Origin of the sequence: Xanthomonas hortorum, from assembly GCF_040279205.1 — a bacterium.
GTDB classification, from domain to species: Bacteria; Pseudomonadota; Gammaproteobacteria; order Xanthomonadales; family Xanthomonadaceae; genus Xanthomonas; species Xanthomonas hortorum_F.
Map to the genome: position 1 here is coordinate 26,794 of NZ_JBEOLS010000029.1, position 18,275 is coordinate 45,068.

Here is an 18,275-nt window from a genome sequence, read left to right on the forward strand (position 1 = left end):
CACACTGCAGCGCGCCGCTAGAACGCGTACTTGACCGTGAACAACGCGGTGCTGCCGGCATCGACGATGTCGGAGATGGCCAGGTTGTCGCGGCCTACATGCGCCCAGTAGCTGTATTCCTTGGTCAGGTTGGAGATCGACAGGTCCATGCTCACGCCGTTGTCGAAGCGGTAGCCGGTGTGCAGATCCACGCGCCGCGTCGGGCGTGCCCATAGGTCGTTCCAGGGCGCGCCTTCGTGCAGGAAGTCGTAGCCCAGCAGGTAAGAACTGCTGAAGTGATAGCTCAGGTTCAACGAGAACCCATTGTGCTCGTAGAACAACTCCAGGTTGGCCATCGCCGACGGCGCCGATTGCATGTGTTCGTTGTCGAAGCCAGCCAGGCCCAGGTCGGCGCGCGCATGCTGGCGGGTGGCGTTGGCACTGATGCCCAGGCCGTCGAAGGGCGCGGGCAGGTCCTGGAACTTCTGCCGCGCGCTGAGTTCCACCCCGTAGATCTTGCCGTCGCCGCCATTGGTGGGCATGTGGTACAGCACCGTGCCGCTGCCGGTGGTGTTGCCGTTGGCCTGGGCCGAGCCGGCATCGTAGATGTAGTTGCGCAGCTGCTTGTAGAAGCCGGCCAGCGAGAAGAAGCCGCCGCGCTCGGTGGACCACTCGCCGGACAGGTCCAGGTTGGTGGATTCGATCGGCTTCAGGTCGGGATTGCCCTGGGTGATGGTGGTGACGCCATTGGAGATGTCGATCTGGCTGCCGCCACCCAGCTGTACGAAAGCCGGCCGCGTATAGCTGGTCCACAGCGAGACGCGATAGGCGGTGCGCAGGTCCGGCCGCCAGGTCAGGAACACGCTGGGTAGCGGCTCGTTGTAGGAGGTGTGGTTGTGGTCGAAGTAACCGACGATCTCGTTGCCGTCCGCATCCACCGGACTCACCCAGAAGGTGTTGTCGATCCCGGTGTGCTCGAAGCGCACGCCCGGCACGATATCCAGGTTGCCGACAGTGAAGGTGGCAGTGGCATAGGCGGCGCTGACCGCCTCGGTGCCGCGCATGGTGTTGCAGTTGTAGTTGTTGACGTAGAACGCACTGCCGCAGGTGTCCAGGTCATCGTCGGTGAGGTGCTGGGCGATCACACCGGCCACCGCCGCTTTGCTGACGCGCGGCGTATTCCAGTCGTATTTACCGGGAAAAATCGAGGCATAGGTACCGGTGAAGATGCCTAGATCACCCAGCGTGGTAGTGCCGTCCACGCCGCCGGTATACCAGTCGCGATTGGTGTAGCGGCGGCTGCTCTTGCTGTACTTCACTCCGAACTGCACTGACCGCAGCGCGCCATCTTCGAAATCGTAGCGGGTGTCGAAACGCGCGCCGCCTTTCTTCTGGCCGGAGTAGATCTTGGTCTGTTCGCCATAGCTGCTGGCGTACAACGCCGGGATGTTGTTGACCTGCGCCTGCAGCGCGGGCGTGAGCTGCGGGTACGGGAACGCACCGCCGCCGTAGCGCACGAAGCTGTTGCCGGAGTAGGCGTAGTTGTCCTGGCTGAACTTGTCTTCGCGCCCGTCGATTTCGACATGGTCGGGGCGGTCGTTGTTGCCGAAGCTGTAGAACAGGTTGGGCATGAAGGTCCAACCGCCTGCGGTCTTTTTGGCGCCGATCTGGAAGGTGGCGAGGTCGGCGACTTCCGGATTGGTCTCGTACCAGAAGCGCGAGGCGATGCGGCCGATATTCGGCGTGAAAACACCCGGCGTGCCGGTGGGCACGTAGCTCACATCCTGCGGCAGCAACTGGACGAAGGTGGTGCCTTGCTCGGTCTTGGCATAGGCGTAGGTCATGCGCGCATATAGCGACAGGCTGTCGTCCACATGCCAGTCGAACGAGGCGTTGCCGCCGTAGCGGCGCTCCCAGCCGGCGGCGATGCCCACGTTCATGCCGGTGCTAGTGAGGTTGCGTTGCGGGTCGAAACCGGCAGCGTTGCGGCCTTCGGCATCGGTGTTCAAGTATTCCCAGGAGCCATCGTTGAGCGCACTGGTGGCGGCGGCCACTTCGCTGTTGGTGGTGGTGCGGTAGTCGTAATACGCGCTGGCATACACGCCGAACTGCTGTGCCTCGCCGAACTTGTGCTGGAACTCGCCACCGAACCCACCACCCAGGCCATCGCCGCCGTAATCGCGCGCACGGCTTTCCACCCGGCCACTGCCGGTGACGCTGCCGCTGGTGGTGTCCTTGAAGTCGTAGGCGGTGGGCGTGCGGAAATCCAGCGTGCCGCCGATCGCATCGCCGTCCATGTCGGCGGTGGAGGTCTTGTTGGCCACGATGGTCTGCAGGCCGCTCGGCGGCAACAGGCTGAGCTGCACGCTGCGGCTGTACGGCATGCCTTGCGCCACGGTGACGCCGTCGATCATGTTGACGTTGTATTCGGAGGGCAACCCGCGCACCGAGGCGAACATGCCTTCGCCGCGCGCTGCACCGTCGATGCCGCCGAAGTAGCCCGAGCCGGTGCTGGTGATGTTGATGCCGGCGATCAGGCCGAGCGCTTCGGCCACGTTGTGCACGGCGGTGCGTTGCAGGTCGTTGGCCGACAGCACGTCCACCGTGTTGGCGGCGTTGATCTTCAGATCGCTGGCATCGTAGCGATTGCTCACCACGCTGACCGCTTTCAGTTGCTTGACCTCTTCCAACGCAATCGCCACCGAGGCGGTGCCGCTGTCGCCGACCTGCACGCTGGTTTCGGCCGCGCTGAAGCCTGGGTAATCCAGATTCAGTGCGTACTGCCCGGCAGGCACATCGCGGATGACGAAGTGCCCGCGCGCATCGGCGACCGCGCTGTACGGCGTGCCGGCGATGCGCACCTTGGCATTGGCGGCGGGTTTGCCGCTGCTGCTTTCTTTCAGGTCTCCCTCCACGGTGCCGGCCATTGCGGCTGCGGCCGAGGCCATGCCGGTCACGGTCAGGATTGCCACGATCCATTGCTTGCCGTTCGTACGCTCACGCTTTCCCACGTGCCACCTCGCCAGATGCTGGGCAACGTTGCCGACGGCAACGCCCTCTCGATGCCTTGCTCTTGGGCAGACGGTCTGCACGGCGATGCGCGCGTACGGCATGGCACAGCACGCGATCAACGCGTGTGCGAGTTACCGAACGGGATTGCGCCGGAGCATCTGCCAGCTTGGACAGCTATGCAGGCGTCAGTGGCGAGGCGGGGAGTACCCGGCGATGCACTTGGAGCGCGAGCGCATCGCGCTCAATTTGTAGTGCTTGGTCATGACGGCTGCACCAGCGTGACAGCAGCGCAGCATGCGTGAGTGCAATGCACTGCGAGATCGGCAACACGCAAGCGCTGGTCGGTACGACGATGCTGCATCCAACCATCTCCCAGTGCAGGTGCTGCGTGGAAACGCTGTTGCCATCAAAGTACGTCGAGCGCATCGCCGATGGCGCGTGTTGCCGACTGCGGTCAGTGATAGACCTCGTTTTCGTGTCTGTCAAGCAGGTGTGAAGTGTGTGCGGAGATCATCGTATTGCCTGCGGATAGATCACCAATTCCAACTCGCGCAGTTGCGATGCCTGCGTATTGCGATGCACCGCAACATGCGCGCGTAACGCAACAGGCGCCGGCCATGACAGCCGACGCCTGTTGATGTCCTGCAGTCGAACTCTTTACTTCGGCAAGGGCGAACGCCCCGAAATCGAAAACGCCGCCGCCTCGCCAACCGCGCCGGTCCCCGGCTGGCCACCACCGACAAACAGCGTGTAATCGCCGGCTTCCACCGCACGCTGTCCCGTGCGATCCACATCGCTCAAGGCGCGCGCATCCAGGGTGAAGGTGAGCGTGCGCTGTTCGCCCGGCTTCAGATGCACACGTTGAAAGCCGACCAGGCTGCGCAAGGGAGATTGCGGGCGATCCGGATACTGCAGATACACCTGCGCCACTTCATCGCCGGCCCGCTTGCCGGTGTTGCGCACCGTTGTGGTCACCTGCAAGGTGCTGCCGGCTTGCAGCGTTGTGGTGGACAACTTAGGCGCTGCGTAGGCAAAGCTGGTGTAGCTCAAGCCGTAGCCGAACGGGAACAGCGGCTCGCCCTTGAAGTAGCGGTAGGTGCGGCCCTTCATGTCGTAGCTGACGTACGGCGGTAGGTCCTTGGTGGAGCGATAGAACGTCACCGGCAAGCGCCCGCCGGGGTTATCGTCGCCGGCCAGCATGCGCGCGATCGCGGTGCCGCCAGATTGGCCCGGATACCACGCCGCCACGATCGCGTCGGCATGCGTCTTGGCCCAGTTCAAGGCCACAGCACTGCCGCTCATCAACACCACCACCAGCGGCTTGCCGGAAGCCTTTGCGCGTTCGAGCAGCGCTTGCTGCGGGGCGGGCAGGGCGATGTCGTTGCGGTCGCCGCCGTCGAAGCCAGGCACGTCGATACGCAATTCTTCGCCTTCCACATCCGGCGACAGGCCGACGAAGGCCACCACCGCATCGGCCTGCGCCACGGCTTGCTCGGCCTCGGCCAGTTGCGCCGCCGCCGGTGCCAGCCACTCCAGGCGCACGCCCTGATCCTGGCCGCGGTGTTCCAGTTCCAGCCGGATCTTGCGCGGGCGGGTGTCGTCGAAATGCAGCACGGTTTCCACGCTGCGGCCATCGGCGTTATGCATGCCGGCCGGCACGTGCTTGTCTTCGGCATTGCCGGCGACCACCAGCTTGTCGTCGATATACAGCCGTACCGGATCGTGGCCGGCGCAGTCGAAACAGCGCGCCACCCGCACCGCCAGCGTGTAATCGCCCGCGCTCGGCGGCAGCAGCTCGCCGCTCCAGCGCACCGCATAGCGATCGGCCGGCACGCCCTTTGCGGGGGCGACCTGATCCCAGTTGAAACTCACCGCGCGGTCCTGTCGCACCACGCGCGCAGCACCGGTCATATCGACGTTGTCGAAATATTCGCCACGTAGCCCCGGCTTGCCATCGCTGCGCAGCGCGGTCTCTGGAATCATGCCCGGCACACCCGTGGCCAGCGGGGCACCTTGCGCGTAACTCACCTGCTGCGCACCGAAGCGCTGGCGCAAACCCAGCAGCGGCGTCACCGGCGTGGACGAAGTACCTTGGTAGTTGGCTTCCAATGCCGCCAAGGCATCGGCATTCGGGCCGATCACCGCCAGCCGCGTGCCGGCTTTCAGCGGCAGGGTGTTGGCGTCGTTCTTGAGCAACACGATCGATTCGGCAGCGGCTTTCAGCGCCAGCGCACGGTTGGCTGCGTTATCGATCTCCTTGGCGCCGAGCTTTGCATACGGATCCTTGCGCGGCGCTTCCAGTTCGCCCAGGCGATAGCGCGCGGCGAACAGGCGAGCCAGCGATTGGTCGAGCAAGGCTTCGTCCACTTCGCCGCGTTCGATCGCCGTGCCGAGTTCGCGATAGGCATGCCCGCAATTGAGATCGTGCCCCGCTTTGAGTGACGCGGCCGACGAGCCGGCATTGTCGGGGCGGAAGTAATGGAACTGGGTCATGTCGTCCACCGCGTCGCAGTCGGACACGACAAAGCCCTTGAAGCCCCAATCGCCACGCACGCGGCCATTGAGCAACCAGTCGGCCGCGCAGGCCGGGGTGCCATGCAACGAGTTGTACGCGCACATCACAGAGCCGGCCTGGCCGTCGATCAATGCAGCGCGGAAGGCGGGCGTATAGGTCGCTTCCACATCGCGCGGCGACACGTCCACATCGAAGCCGTGCCTACCCGGCTCCGGCCCGCTGTGCACGGCGATATGCTTGGGCGTGGCGATGGTGCGCGGGTGATCGAGATCGTCGCCCTGCAGCCCGCGAATGAAGCCCACCGCCAATTGCCCGGTGAGGAAGGGATCCTCGCCATAGGTCTCCATGCCACGGCCCCAACGCGGGTCGCGGAAGATGTTGATGTTGGGCGACCAGATGGTCAGGCCCGCATAACGCTTGTGGTCCTTGCCCGGGCCGCCGGCCTGATTGAACTTGGCGCGCGCCTCGGTGGAGACCACCGTACCTACCTGCTGCATCAGCTGCGTATTCCAGCTGGCGGCCAGGCCGATCGCCTGCGGAAACACCGTGGCGTAGCCATTACGCGCAATGCCGTGCAGGCCTTCGCTCCACCATTCGTAGGCGGGGATGCCCAAGCGCGGAATTGCCGGTGCATCGTTCATCGCCTGCGCGACTTTTTCCTCCCGGCTCATTTGCGCCACCAATGCGGCGGCGCGTTGTTCTGGTGCTTCGTCGGTTTTCTTTGCGGCGAATGCCGGCGCGCCAATCAGCGGCAGGCCCAAACCCAGACTCAGCGCAACGGCCAGGCGGCATGGAAATACGGACAACGACATCGGTTCACTCCTGCGGGGCGGCGAATGGCCGTCACGCGTTGTTCTTGGGTTGCCCGCAGGACACTGCGGGCAGCGGTTAGTGACACTAAGAGCGGATAACAAAACCGCTGCGCTCACCGCCAGGCGGATGCGGTCGGTACTCGGAACCGGCATGTACCACTCGTAGACTCCGGTTCTGAGCGCGCCGCCCGTATCCACCTGACGACCGCTCGCTGCGTTGCGCAAACCGCCGTCTTCGCTGATCGCGCAGCGCCTTTGTGCGAGCGCTGCGCAATCAGCCGACGCCTTTTCCGGCGGCTTACTTCGTCTCGGCAGGCTCCGGCGGTGCACCGGCCAGCGTGCTCGCCAGATCGCGCACCTGCAGCGTGGACTGCAACTGCGCCAGCGCCGCCTTGCTGCTCACGTGCACGGTCAACGGCTCGCCCGGCAACAGGTCGAAGGCGTTGTCCGACAACGTGGCATCCACATCGCCAAACGACAGCCACACCTCGCGCGCCAGCGTGGGGCTGGACAGCGTCAGTGCATAGCCATCGCCATCGGCGCGCCACTGGCTGTCAATTTTCGCGCTCGGCAAGGCCACTTGTTTGGCCGGTGCGAAGAACACCACTTCGCGCGACAGCAGCTTGTCGCCGTCCAACAATTCGAACACCGCGTAGCTGCGCTTCGGATCGGCGCTGCCCAGCAACTGCTTGTCGCTGAAGTTGCCGACCTGCAGGCTGCTCAGCGGCTTGACCGTGGTCTTTTCTTCGCGCTTGCTCAGCACCTTGCCATCCATGCTCATGACGCGCATGCGCCAGCGTGCGGCCAGCGGTGTGGTGCGGTCGGACACCAGCGACACCTCGGTCTGGCCCTTGTCGTTGCGCAATGCGGCGATCAGTTCCGGCGCATAGAAGCGGCGTGCGTGGTAGTGCAGCGCCTTCCAGCGGCCGTAGTAATCCACGCTGGACCACGAGGCACCCGGCCATACATCGTTGAGCTGCCAGTACAACGAGCCCATCGATTGCGGGCGCGAGGCGCGCAGATGCGAGGCGGCCAGGTTGATGCCTTCGGCCTGCATCAGCTGGCTCAGGTAGACGAAGCTCTCGAAATCCTTGGGCTCGCCGAATTCGCGGCGGATGTACAGCATCAGCCGCTTGTTGCCGTTGCCCTTGTCGAACTTCTGATGCACGCGCATCACCGGCGACTCCGGATCCATGTCGCCGGGTTCGGCGAAGGCACGCACGGTGCGCATGTCCGGGAACGACTGCAGGCCGTATTCGGACATGAAGCGCGGAGTGACGTTGAGATACTCGGTCACCGGCAGCGCAGGGCCGCCCCAGACCTTCCAGTAGTGCATGTCGCCATCGTTGGCCTGATCGGCGGCGCCATCGAAGTTGGTGCCCGGCGAGGTGGACCAGTACGGCACGTCGCTATCGTAGGTGGCCACCACTTCACGGAACACCGTGCCGAACAAGGTGGTCATGCCGCGCTCGATACGCGTGCGTTCTTCCGGGTACACCGACTGCTTGAATTTGACTCGGTCGCCCCAGTTTTCCCAACCGGTCTGCACTTCGTTGTTGCCGCACCAGAGAACAATACTGGGATGGTCGCGCAGCCGCTTGACCTGTTCGATCGCCTCCTGCCGGGTGTTCTCGCGGAACTCCACGTCGTACGGCGGCACCGCGCCGCCGAACATGAAGTCCTGCCAGATCATGATGCCCAGCTCGTCGGCCACCTCGTAGAAGTGGTCGTCCTGGTAATGCCCGCCGCCCCACATGCGCAGCATGTTCATGTTGGCATCGCGCGCGTCCTGCAAGGTGCTGCGCATGCGCTCGGGGCTCACGCGCGCGGGGAACGCATCCAGCGGGATCAGGTTGGCGCCCTTGGCGAAGATCGGGATGCCGTTGATCACGATCTCCATGCTCTTGCCGTACTTATCTTTCTCGCGCCGCAGCTCCACCGAGCGCAGGCCGGTGATGCGCTTGATCTGCTGGCTGTCGCCATCGGCATCGCGCACGCTGGCCACGAAGGTGTAGCGGTCCTGCGCGCCATAGCCGGCCGGAAACCAGCGCTTGGGCTTGGCGATGCGCACCGGCAAATCGATACGGTTCTGGCCCGGGTCGACCACCGCCTGCTGGGTGAACTGGCCGACACTCTTCCCATCCGGCCCAAGCACATCCAGCGTCACCTGCACCGGCCCGCTGCGGCCGGCCTGCAATTCGAGCTGCGCCTGCAGTTGCGCACTCTCGGCGTCCACACGTTGCTGGGCGATATGCAGCCCGTCCACGCGCACCGCATCCCAGGCTTCCACACGCACGTCTTTCCAGATGCCGGCATTGACCATGCGCGGGCCCCAATCCCAGCCGAAGTTGTACGGCGCCTTGCGCACGTAGGTGGAGCTGTGCCGCGACTCGGGCTCGTCGCCAAATGCCGAATCGTAGGCACCCGGCAGCGCATACGGCTGCTTGGCCAACCACGGCTGGATCTTCTTGATCGGCGAGAACAGCTTGACCTCGAGCACGTTGTCGCCGCGCTTGAGCAGGGATTTCGCATCCACGCGCCACTGCCGGAACATGTTGTCGGCGCTGAGCAGCGGCTTGCCGTTGAGGGTGACCTCGGCAAAGGTATCCAGGCCATCGAACACCAGTTCGACATGCTCGCGTTTGAGCGTGGCCGCATCAACGTTGAAGCGTGTTTGATACTGCCAATCGCTCAGGCCCGCCCACTGGATCTTGCCTTCGTTATCGCGATAGAACGGGTCCGGCACGATCTTGGCGGCGATCAAATCGGTCTGCACCGCGCCAGGCACCTGCGCCGGCAACCACGCCGCCGCTTTCGGATAGGTCTTAGTTTGTTCCTGACCCGGCACCAGCCGCACCTGCCAGCCGGTGTCCAGGGTCGTTGCCGTGGGCGGCGCGGCCCAGGCCTGCGAGATAGCGAAGGCCAGGGCAAGCCCGAGACGGGCGGGTGCGGGGACGAAACGATGACGGGACAGGGGCATGGGTGACTCTCCTTGGATGGATCAGCGCGTGGCGGCGGGGGGCGCCTGCGCGGTGGTTTCAATCAACTGGACGGCGCCAATGGCATACAACGGGCCGCGAATCGGTGCGGTGAAACGCAGGCACAGATCATGGACGCCGGTGCGTGCAGGCAATGGGGTTTCCAGGGTGAGCTGCTCGCCCACGGTGTCGCCCTGGGGCAGACGCACGCTGGCCAGCAGTTCGCCCTCGCAGCCTTGTCGCACTTCCAGCTCACCGCCGCGCGATTTGGCCGGGTACTGCACGACCTTGGATTGTTCATGGGCCAGACCGAAGTTGTTCGGCAGACGTGCGGCCTCGACCCTAATCGCACCGATGCCGTCCAGGCGCGCTTGCGGATAGAGGCGGCAGGCATGGAACAGATCGACGTTGTAGACCGGCGTATCGGCAGCGGTCATTTCCGGTAGCAGCGGCAAGCGCAGGCCGAGCGCCCCTGTTTCGACGCAATCGCGCAGGCCTTGCGTATCCACGCGCAACAACCCGGCACGATCGAACGTGCGGCTGCGCGTAGCGGCCAGCGCTGTGCCATCGGATTCGAATGCAGTGGCCTTGACCGTAGTCGGCAGCTGAATCGTAAACGGCGCCTCATAGCGCGGCGATGCCGGCGTGGGATCGCTGCCGTCGGTGGTGTAGTGCAGCGTACCCGCGCCAGCCTGGGTGCGGAGCGCCACCTTGGCCGGGCCACCGGCCAACACCGGGTTGGGGCCGGATTCCAGCGCGATATCGGCGGCGAATGCACCGTCGCTATAGTCGATGCCCAGCGCCTTGTAGCGCTGCAACTGCGCCGGCATGCGCGCCAGAAAACCCTTCCAGTTGCGCGCAGCCACCGGCGACCACGTCACTTCCGCAACGGCAGACAGACGCGGGAATAGCGCATGATCGATATGCCACTTCGATGGAATGTATTCGGACCACAACGCGCCCTGCGCACCGAGGACATGCGTGGCCTGCTCGGCGCTGAGTTCTTTTGGTACCGGGTCGAACGCGTAGACCTTCGACAGCGGCAGGATCGTCAGGCGGCCGTTGGGCTCGTCGCTGCGCGTGGTCTGCAGATTGTCCAGATACAGCCAGTCGCCTGGTGCAAGCACCACATCGTGACCTTGCTTTGCCGCCACCACCGCGCCTTCGACGCCGCGCCACGACATCACCGATGCACTGGCCGGCACGCCGCCTTCGAGAATTTCGTCCCAGCCGATCATGCGCCGGCCGTGCTGGGTGAGGTAGGCCGCAAGCTGTTCGTTGAACCAGCCCTGCATCGCGTGCGCATCCTTGACCCCGAGCTTGCGCATCTGCGCGCGCACCGCAGGCGAGGCTTCCCATTGGTCCTTGACCGCCTCATCGCCACCGATGTGGATATACGCCGACGGGAACAACGTCAGCACTTCATCCAGCACATTGGTGATGAAACTCAGGCTGCGTTCGCTGGTGTTGAACAGATACGGGTTGACGCCCCAGTTCACACCGACCTGCGTGCGCTGGCCGGGCACGCCTACCTCTTCCGGATACGCCGCCACCGCGGCCTGCGCATGCCCGGGCATGTCCAGCTCGGGCAGCACGGTGATGTGCAGACGCGCCGCATAGGCAACGATCTCGCTGATCTGTTCCTGCGTATAGAAACCGCCGTAACGCTCGGGTGTGCCGTGCCGGCCGGCACCGGGCGGGGTGCGCCATGCACCGACCTCGGTGAGCTTGGGATAGCGCTTGATTTCGATGCGCCAGCCCTGGTCGTCGGTGAGATGCCAATGCAGCACATTGAGCTTGTGCGTGGCCATTGCATCCAGCACATGCTTGACCGTAGCCACGTCATGGAAATGGCGGGCCACATCCAGATGCTGACCGCGCCAACTGAAACGCGGCCAGTCGCGGATCGCCACCGACGGCACCTCGACCTCGCCCTTGCGCGCGTCCGGTGTCATCAGTTGCCAGGCGCTGATCCCGCCATAGAACAAGCCGGCACCATCGCGTGCGGCAATGCGGATGCCCTTGGCATCCACGTCCAGGCTATAGCCTTCCTTGTGCGCCACCGGTGCCTGCGGTGTGCGCTCCAGGCGGATGCTGTGCGGGGAGGCGTTGGTTTCGGTGCGCACTTCCAGGGTCAGGCCGCGGGTGCCTTGCAGCAGGCTGGCCAGCGTCTCGGCGCTGCGGCGTACTTCGGCGTTGCCGGTGGGAATCGAGATCACCGTGCCGGTGCCGACGCGAAAGCTGCCACTGCCGCGCCTGGCTTCGGCCGGGGCGGGAATCAGGGGCAGCGGTGCATTGGTCGCAGGCAGTGTCGAGGCGCTGCCGGGACTGGCCGCAGCCGGCGTACTCGCTGCATCGCGTTGGCCGCAACCAGCCACCACCATCGCAGCAAATGCCAGCGCAAGCAGGCGCGACGACCGCCTCTTCGATAACAGCAGGCTCGACGACTGCATGCTCAGTGACCGCATGCTCAATGATGGCTTGCGCAGCGACAGCAGGCGCGATAACGACAAGCGCAAGCCAGGTGCGGAGTTCGACTTCATGCAATCACATCCCGATGTGGCGGCGAGAACACGGCAGCCACGCACAGTAGCAAAGCCATGCCGGATGACGCAGGGACTGGCGCACGCTTCGTTCGGGTGCGCGCAGTGCGCGTGCTGCGTTTGGGAGAGGCGAATGCACTCTCGTCAGCGGCTGCAACGCGAGCGCGGGCGATGCAGGAATCGTGTGTCTGTCCCGATTCAAGCACCGAACCGCGCCCGCCAGGTCGTGCAGCGTTGTGATAACGCGCTTAGCGTTGCGCAGGTGGCAACTCGTCCCACACCTTCGGGTCTTCGGCGCCCAGCACCCAGCAGCTGAAGCCTTCCAGACCGTACTGCTTCACCATGTCGTAGCGTGCCTTGAAGCTGCGCGCATCCGGGCGGAACACCCACTCGCGCATATCGTCGCGATAGAAGTAGAACCACGATTCCTGCTCGACCGGATCCCACTGCACGGTGGCGTTCTGTTCGATCGCCAGCGGAAACGATTCGTCGGCATCGATATAGGTGGCCGCGATGTTCGACGCTTCGGTGCCGTCTTCCTTGACCGGGTTACCGGTGTACCAGCGGTAGCCGTAGGTGGCGATGCCGAGCGAGAGCTTTTCTTTCGGCACCTGGGTAATCGCGTAATCCAGATGCTTCTTCATCCACACCATGCCATCCACCGGGCCGGGCGTGGTCCAGCGGGTGTGCTGGTCGTAGGTCATGATGCTGACCAGATCCGCGGCCTGGCCCAGCGCCTTGAGGTCATACGCGCCGCGCCAGTATTCCCACATCCACTTGGAGAACTGGCCGCCTTCGGCATGGCCCGGCGCATTCGGCACCACCGCCACCGACATCTTGAAACCGGCCTTGTGCAGCGCATCGGCGGTCTGCTTGACCATCAGCGTGTAGGCGTCGCGGTCGGTCCAGGCGATGTTTTCGAAATCGAACTGGAAGCCGTAGTACTTGTGCTGCTTGCCGTGGATCAGCAGCGACTCGATCATGCGCTTCTTGGCCGCTTCGTCGTGCATCAGCTTGTGGAAGCCGTCGCGGCCGGTGGTCATCGACAGGATCGGCATCACCCGCAGCTTGTTCTGCTTGGCGATGTCGTACAGGTAGGTGTTGGGGGTACCGTTGACCAGGCCGTTCTGGTCCACGCCGTACCAGGTCGGCACCACCACATCGATCTTGTCGACGTTGGCGATGAACGAGTTGGTCGATTTCTGCGTGTTCATCAGATAGAACAACGCCGTGGGGTTTTTGGCCAAGGCAGGCGCGCAGGCTAACGCCAGCGCGAGCAGTATCCAGGTCAATTGCTTGCTCATGAAAACAGCATCCGTCAGGGAGTGGAAGAAGAAAGGTCGATGCGGAAAACGTAGGCGTGTTCGCCCACCGGTTTGGCAGGCAGGCTCAGATGCAGGCCGTCGGCTTGCTGCTCGAACGGCACCTTCTTGCCATTGGCCAGTAGCGTCACACCGCGCACGCCATCGGCGGGGGTGAGCGAGCGGATCACCGCCTTGCCGCCGGCGGGCCAACCGAGTTCGATCGCATACAGCGCACCATCGCGTGTGGTGAAACGGAAATCTTCGGCCGTATACGGCTTGGTCTTGACGTCCTGGAAAGTGCCGCCCACCACTTCAGTCGGGCCTTCGCCATACACGCGCCACGGCTTGCTGTCGTAGATCGCGCCGCCATTGGTCTTGAGCCACTTGCCGATCGAAAGCAGGATGCCGCGCTCGGTCTCCGGGATCGAACCATCCGCACGCGGGCCGATGTTGAGCATCAGGTTGCCGTTCTTGGCCACCACGTCGGCCAGCATGTGGATGATGAAGGTCGGCGATTTATAGGTGTCGTTTTCGATATAGCCCCACGACGCATTGCTCACCGAAGTGTCGGTCTGCCAATGGGTGGGATGGATGCCGGTGAGCTGGCCGCGCTCGATGTCCAGCGTGCCGGCCCCTTCCGGAAACGCGCCCAGCTTGTAGTTCACCACCACGCCGCGATCGGCTTCGGTGCGCGCCGCGCCCTGGTTGTAGTAGTAGGCCAGCATGGTCGGCAGGCTGCTGCGGAAGGTGGGGTGGGCAATCCACCAATCGAAATAGATCAGGTCCGGCTGATAGGTATCGATCAATTCTGTGGTGCGTGCCAACCAATCGTCCAGCCACGCCTGCGACACCGGCGTCCAGTCGTTGGCCACATCGGCATCGTCCTTGCCCGGCAGACGCACCTGCGCCGGGCCGTACAGCGCCGCATAGCGCGGGTCGTTGACGTCCGAATCGAATTTACGCCCGCCGTCGAAGAACCAGTTGTGTTCGGCGCGGTGCGAGGACAACCCGAAGTGTAATCCCTGCGCGCGGATCGATTTGGACAACTCGCCCAGCAGATCGCGCTTGGGCCCCATCTTCACTGCGGTCCAGTCGGAGAGCTTCGAGTCGTACAGCGCGAAGCCGTCATGGTGTTCGGCCACCGGCACCACATAGCGTGCGCCGGACTCGCGGAACAGTTTGGCCCAACCATTCGGGTCAAACTTGGGCGCGGTGAACTTGGGAATCAGATCCTTGTAGCCGGAACTCGCCTGCGGGCCATAGGTCGCCACGTGGTGCGCGAATTCCTTGGAGCCTTGCAGATACATGTTGCGCGAGTACCACTCGCTGCCGAACGCCGGTACCGAGAACACGCCCCAATGGATGAAGATGCCGAACTTGGCGTTGTCGTACCACGCCGGCGATTGATAGGCCTTGAGTGCAGCCCAATCGGGACGGAACGGGCCCTTGCGTGCGCCTTGTTCTGCCCCATGCACCAGCCGCTCGCGCTCGGGTGCGTACTTGGCGGTGGCGCTGAGCCACTGCTGGTCGATCTGTTCGGGGCTGAGCGTGGTGGCGGTCGGCGCGGTGGGCGATTGCGCGTGCAACGACAGCACCGGGCAGGCCACCAGCAGAGCGAGCGCGAGCGCGCGACTCCTGGGTACAGCTCCGGCGTGGCGGCGGGATGGAGCCGCGCGGTGGCGGCTATCGGTCGTCATGGGAACTGCACTCCTGTAAGCGAAACGTGTTGGCAAGACGGCAACCGGCACGTGGATGGCGGAAGCGGGCCTGGCGATAGTCCTTCAAGCGCGAAGGGATATGGCCAGTGGCACTTCTGCATGCAACCGATGGCCTGGCGCTGCAGGCGCAACGACAGGCAAAAAAAAGCGCGCCACCGTGGAGGGACGGTGGCGCGCCGGGACTACATCAGAACTTGAAGTTCAACTGGGCCTGGTAGCCGCGGCCGTTCTTGTAGAACGCCGTGGGGGTATCACGCGTGTTGCTGAAGACCCGGTAGGTGGAATCCAGCAGATTGGTCGCGCCGAAGGTGATGCCCATGTAATCGGTGATCTGATACGAGGCGTTCAAATCCAGCTGCTTGTAGGCATCTGCAAAGTCACGCGACTGCAGGCGACCGATCTGGGTGAAGTACTTCGAGCGGTAGCTGTAGTTCACGCGCACCGTCCAGTCGCCGTGTTCCCAGTACGGAATCACGTTGTAGGTATCGCGCGACAGGTACGGCAGGTTCAAGCCGGAGCTGGAATCGGATTCGGCAAAGGTGTAGTTGGCCTGCAAGCCAAAACCCAGACCGAAGGTCTGCTGGTAGTTGACCGACACGCCGGTGACCTTGGCGTCCGACACGTTGACCGGCGTGGTGACCTGATACAGGCCGGCAATGGCCGGCGGTGCCGGATTCAGCTGCTGGCTGGTGGTGGTGCTGACGATGTAGGAGCTGATGTCGCGATAGAACACTTCACCGGACAACATGCTGGACGGGGCGAAATACCACTCGGCCGCCAGATCGTAGTTGGTGGACTCGTACGGCTTCAGATCCGGGTTGCCGCCATTGGCAGTCAGATCGCCGGTACCGCTGTTGATGGTGAACGTGCCGGCCAGATCGGCGTAGCGCGGACGCGCGATGACCTTGGCTGCCGAGAAGCGCAGCACGGTGTCGTCGGTGATGTCGTAGGCGATGTTGAAGCTCGGCAGCGCCTTGCGATAGTCGTTGGTCTCGGCCACACGGTCGAAGTTGGTGCCGCCATCGTTGCTCTGCCAGAACTCGGACTTGTCGGTGGTGTCGACCAGGCGCACACCCACGTTACCGCGCCACTGGCCGGATTCGAAGTTCAACTGCGTGTAGACGTTCTGGGTGATTTCCTTGACCTGGAACGAAGCGCCGAAATCAGTGCGGTACGGGCCCTGCGGCTGCGACAACAGATAGTTGCGCACCGAGTTCAGGCTGGCGGTCGGCCAGGTGGTCAGGTCGCCGCTGGCGCCGAGGCCGTCGTACAGGCTGCTCGGCGTGCTACCCGGATTGAACTGCGTCAGCGACACCGCGTCGGTGGAGTTGATGCGGTTGCCGCGTGCGTCCACGCCGTTGTTGTGGTTGATGTACTTGTAGCCGAACTGCAGCTTGGTGAACGGGCCCAGTTCCAGGTCGCGCGAGGCATCCCACTGGAAGTACTTTTCCTCGTCCTTGCTCTTCTGGTACGCGATACCGCCGGCCTGCATGATGCCGGTGTTGGTACCGGGGACATTGCCCTGCTGGCCGGGAGCCAGGCCTGCCGGATTGCCCGGCAACACCCAGTTCGAGGCGCCGCCGTTGTCGTAGTTCACTGCGGTGTTCTGACCATCGAAGGCGTAGTTGTAACCGCCGTCCTGCATCAGGAACTTCATCAGGTATTCGGGGTTCTTGCCGCCGGTCGCTTCAGTGTTGCCGACCTGGGTGGTGAACACCCACTTTTCACCGGACCAGTCGTGACGCAGGTTCAGGCTCTTGGTGGTGACGGTGCTCTCGCGGTAGTTGGCATCCAGCTGCGCGTACGGCTGGCCGGCTGCGCCATCGCTGACCGTGGCCGAGGTCACCACGCCGTTCTGCACATTGGCCTGGGTGACCTTCTGGAGGTCGTCGTTACAGGCCGGGCACACATAACGCGCCTGGCTGAAGTTGTTGTACTTGCCCTTGATGTACAGGCCGGTCAGGTTGAATTCGTTCTGCTCGTTCGGCTTCCACTGCAATGCGCCCTGCAGGCCGCTGCGCTCGCGGGTCTGCTGGAAGAACGCGCTGCTGATGCCGGCCGGCACGCGGGCGGTGGCCACATCGCTGCCGTCGCCGGTGATGGTGGCTGTCGGCGGAATGCCTTGGCCTCTATCGTTCCGGCCGGTGGTGTAACCGAAGTATTCGATACCGGCGCGCGCCAGGTCCTGCTTGTCGTGCGTGGCGGAGATCAACGCGCCGAAGGTTTCGTCGTCGTTCTTCCAGCTCCACAGCGCCGAGCCGCGCGGGTTGCCTTCTTCCGAACGGTCGTTGTAGTTGTAGCCGATCGAGCCGCGGATGGTGTTCTTGGGCAGGTCCAGCGGCTTGCGGGTATGCACGATCACGGTGCCGCCAATCGAGCCTTCGTCGATGCGTGCCTCGGGGGTCTTGTAGACCTCCATCAGGCCGATGATTTCCGGCGACAGCAGGGTGTAGTTGAAGGTGCGGCCGCTGGTGTCGGTCGGGTTGCCGCCCCAGTCGCCCGAGGCGATGGTCTGGCCGTTGAGCAGCACGCGGTTCAACGCCGGGTCGGTACCGTTGATGCTGACCTTTTCGCCTTCGCCGAACTGGCGGTCGACGCTGATGCCCGGCAGGTGCGACAACGATTCGGCCGCATTGATGTCCGGGAATTTGCCGATGTCTTCGGCGCTGATCGCATCGACGATCGAGTTGGCCGAGCGCTTGACCGCCTGGCTCTTCTCCAGCGAGGCGCGGTAGCCGGTGACGGTGATGGTGTCCAGCTCGGTGGTGGCCGAGGGCGCACTGGGAGTGGCCTGCTGTTCTTGTCCGGCAGCCATGGCAGAGCCGGAGCAGTACAGAGCGGCGGTGATACAGAGTGCTAACGTCGTGGTGCGGCTGTGCATGGCTAAACCTCATTGGTTAGTGCTTTGAGCGCGCCTGGCCCGTAGTGGGGCGCAACGCGCTCGGCGTGGCCGGCAAAACAACACGCCCTGACCGATCGCGGTGATTGCACTGGCACGCGTCGTGAGAAGCGGGTCCAGGCGATTCGCGTGGTAGAGGAGGTGTCCCCCGTGTGGTGAAGCGGTGTGGCGAATGCGACTTCAGCGAGTCGAACGTCGGGTGACGCACCACTCACGAATCCGGAATCGGCAGGCGAGGGAATGGCCCGATGTTCAGTCCCGAACAGTCCATGGCCCCTCCTGCCAGAACCCTGATTTGGATCGAGTCTCGCGTAGCGTTGACAGCGTTGTCAACACATCGTCACAGATCTCTGAAGCGCCTGCGATTGCGCTGCAATGCAGCAAATTTGCGACAGGGTTCCGTTTGCGCCGATGCAGTTGCGCAGCATGGCGTGAGAACGTGCGCATCGCGATTCGCTTTTTCTATGGTGAATTCGCAATGCAATGCGTCCCGACGCTGATTTGTGCGGAAATCG

General features: G+C 63.8%; 7 protein-coding genes and 1 other RNA gene. 1 reads left to right on the plus strand and 7 read right to left on the minus strand.

The genetic code is table 11. The annotated features are described in order from the left end of the window. Positions 1-17: 17 nt before the first annotated feature. A complete protein-coding gene (locus ABS769_RS12730; RefSeq protein WP_317062044.1) occupies positions 18-2,906 on the minus strand; it encodes a TonB-dependent receptor in 2,889 nt (962 codons plus the stop codon). Between the two features lie 742 nt (positions 2,907-3,648). Further along, positions 3,649-6,318 (minus strand): glycoside hydrolase family 3 C-terminal domain-containing protein, encoded by a 2,670-nt coding sequence (locus tag ABS769_RS12735; protein ID WP_317062030.1) that lies wholly within the window; start codon positions 6,316-6,318, stop codon positions 3,649-3,651. Positions 6,319-6,469: 151 nt separating this feature from the next. Here ABS769_RS12735 and ABS769_RS12740 point away from each other — a divergent pair. Continuing rightward, positions 6,470-6,546, plus strand: a non-coding RNA gene (locus ABS769_RS12740) — sX9 sRNA. Between the two features lie 70 nt (positions 6,547-6,616). On the opposite strand, the gene ABS769_RS12745 is transcribed toward ABS769_RS12740, so the two are convergent. From ABS769_RS12745 to ABS769_RS12765, 5 genes are all read right to left on the minus strand, one after another. Beyond that, a complete protein-coding gene (locus ABS769_RS12745) occupies positions 6,617-9,298 on the minus strand; it encodes a beta-mannosidase (protein ID WP_317062031.1) in 2,682 nt (893 codons plus the stop codon). Between the two features lie 21 nt (positions 9,299-9,319). Beyond that, on the minus strand, positions 9,320-11,764 hold the full coding sequence (locus ABS769_RS12750) for a family 20 glycosylhydrolase (protein WP_317062045.1): 2,445 nt from the start codon (positions 11,762-11,764) through the stop codon (positions 9,320-9,322). Positions 11,765-12,087: 323 nt separating this feature from the next. Next, positions 12,088-13,143, minus strand: a complete 1,056-nt coding sequence (locus ABS769_RS12755) for a glycosyl hydrolase family 18 protein (RefSeq protein ID WP_317062032.1) — start codon at positions 13,141-13,143, stop codon at positions 12,088-12,090. Between the two features lie 14 nt (positions 13,144-13,157). Further along, positions 13,158-14,840, minus strand: coding sequence for an alpha-L-fucosidase (locus tag ABS769_RS12760; protein WP_317062033.1), 1,683 nt, complete (start codon positions 14,838-14,840; stop codon positions 13,158-13,160). A 208-nt stretch (positions 14,841-15,048) separates the two neighbouring features. Beyond that, positions 15,049-17,742, minus strand: coding sequence for a TonB-dependent receptor (locus tag ABS769_RS12765; RefSeq protein ID WP_317062035.1), 2,694 nt, complete (start codon positions 17,740-17,742; stop codon positions 15,049-15,051). Positions 17,743-18,275 lie beyond the last annotated feature (533 nt).

Excerpts from the sequence above, each read along its gene's own strand:
- ABS769_RS12765 (WP_317062035.1), bottom strand. The coding sequence starts at position 17,742 with ATGCACAGCCGCACCACGACGTTAGCACTCTGTATCACCGCCGCTCTG.
- ABS769_RS12735 (WP_317062030.1), bottom strand. The coding sequence starts at position 6,318 with ATGTCGTTGTCCGTATTTCCATGCCGCCTGGCCGTTGCGCTGAGTCTG.
- ABS769_RS12750 (WP_317062045.1), bottom strand. The coding sequence starts at position 11,764 with ATGCGGTCACTGAGCATGCAGTCGTCGAGCCTGCTGTTATCGAAGAGG.
- ABS769_RS12755 (WP_317062032.1), bottom strand. The coding sequence starts at position 13,143 with ATGAGCAAGCAATTGACCTGGATACTGCTCGCGCTGGCGTTAGCCTGC.
- ABS769_RS12730 (WP_317062044.1), bottom strand. The coding sequence starts at position 2,906 with ATGGCCGGCACCGTGGAGGGAGACCTGAAAGAAAGCAGCAGCGGCAAA.
- ABS769_RS12760 (WP_317062033.1), bottom strand. The coding sequence starts at position 14,840 with ATGACGACCGATAGCCGCCACCGCGCGGCTCCATCCCGCCGCCACGCC.
- ABS769_RS12745 (WP_317062031.1), bottom strand. The coding sequence starts at position 9,298 with ATGCCCCTGTCCCGTCATCGTTTCGTCCCCGCACCCGCCCGTCTCGGG.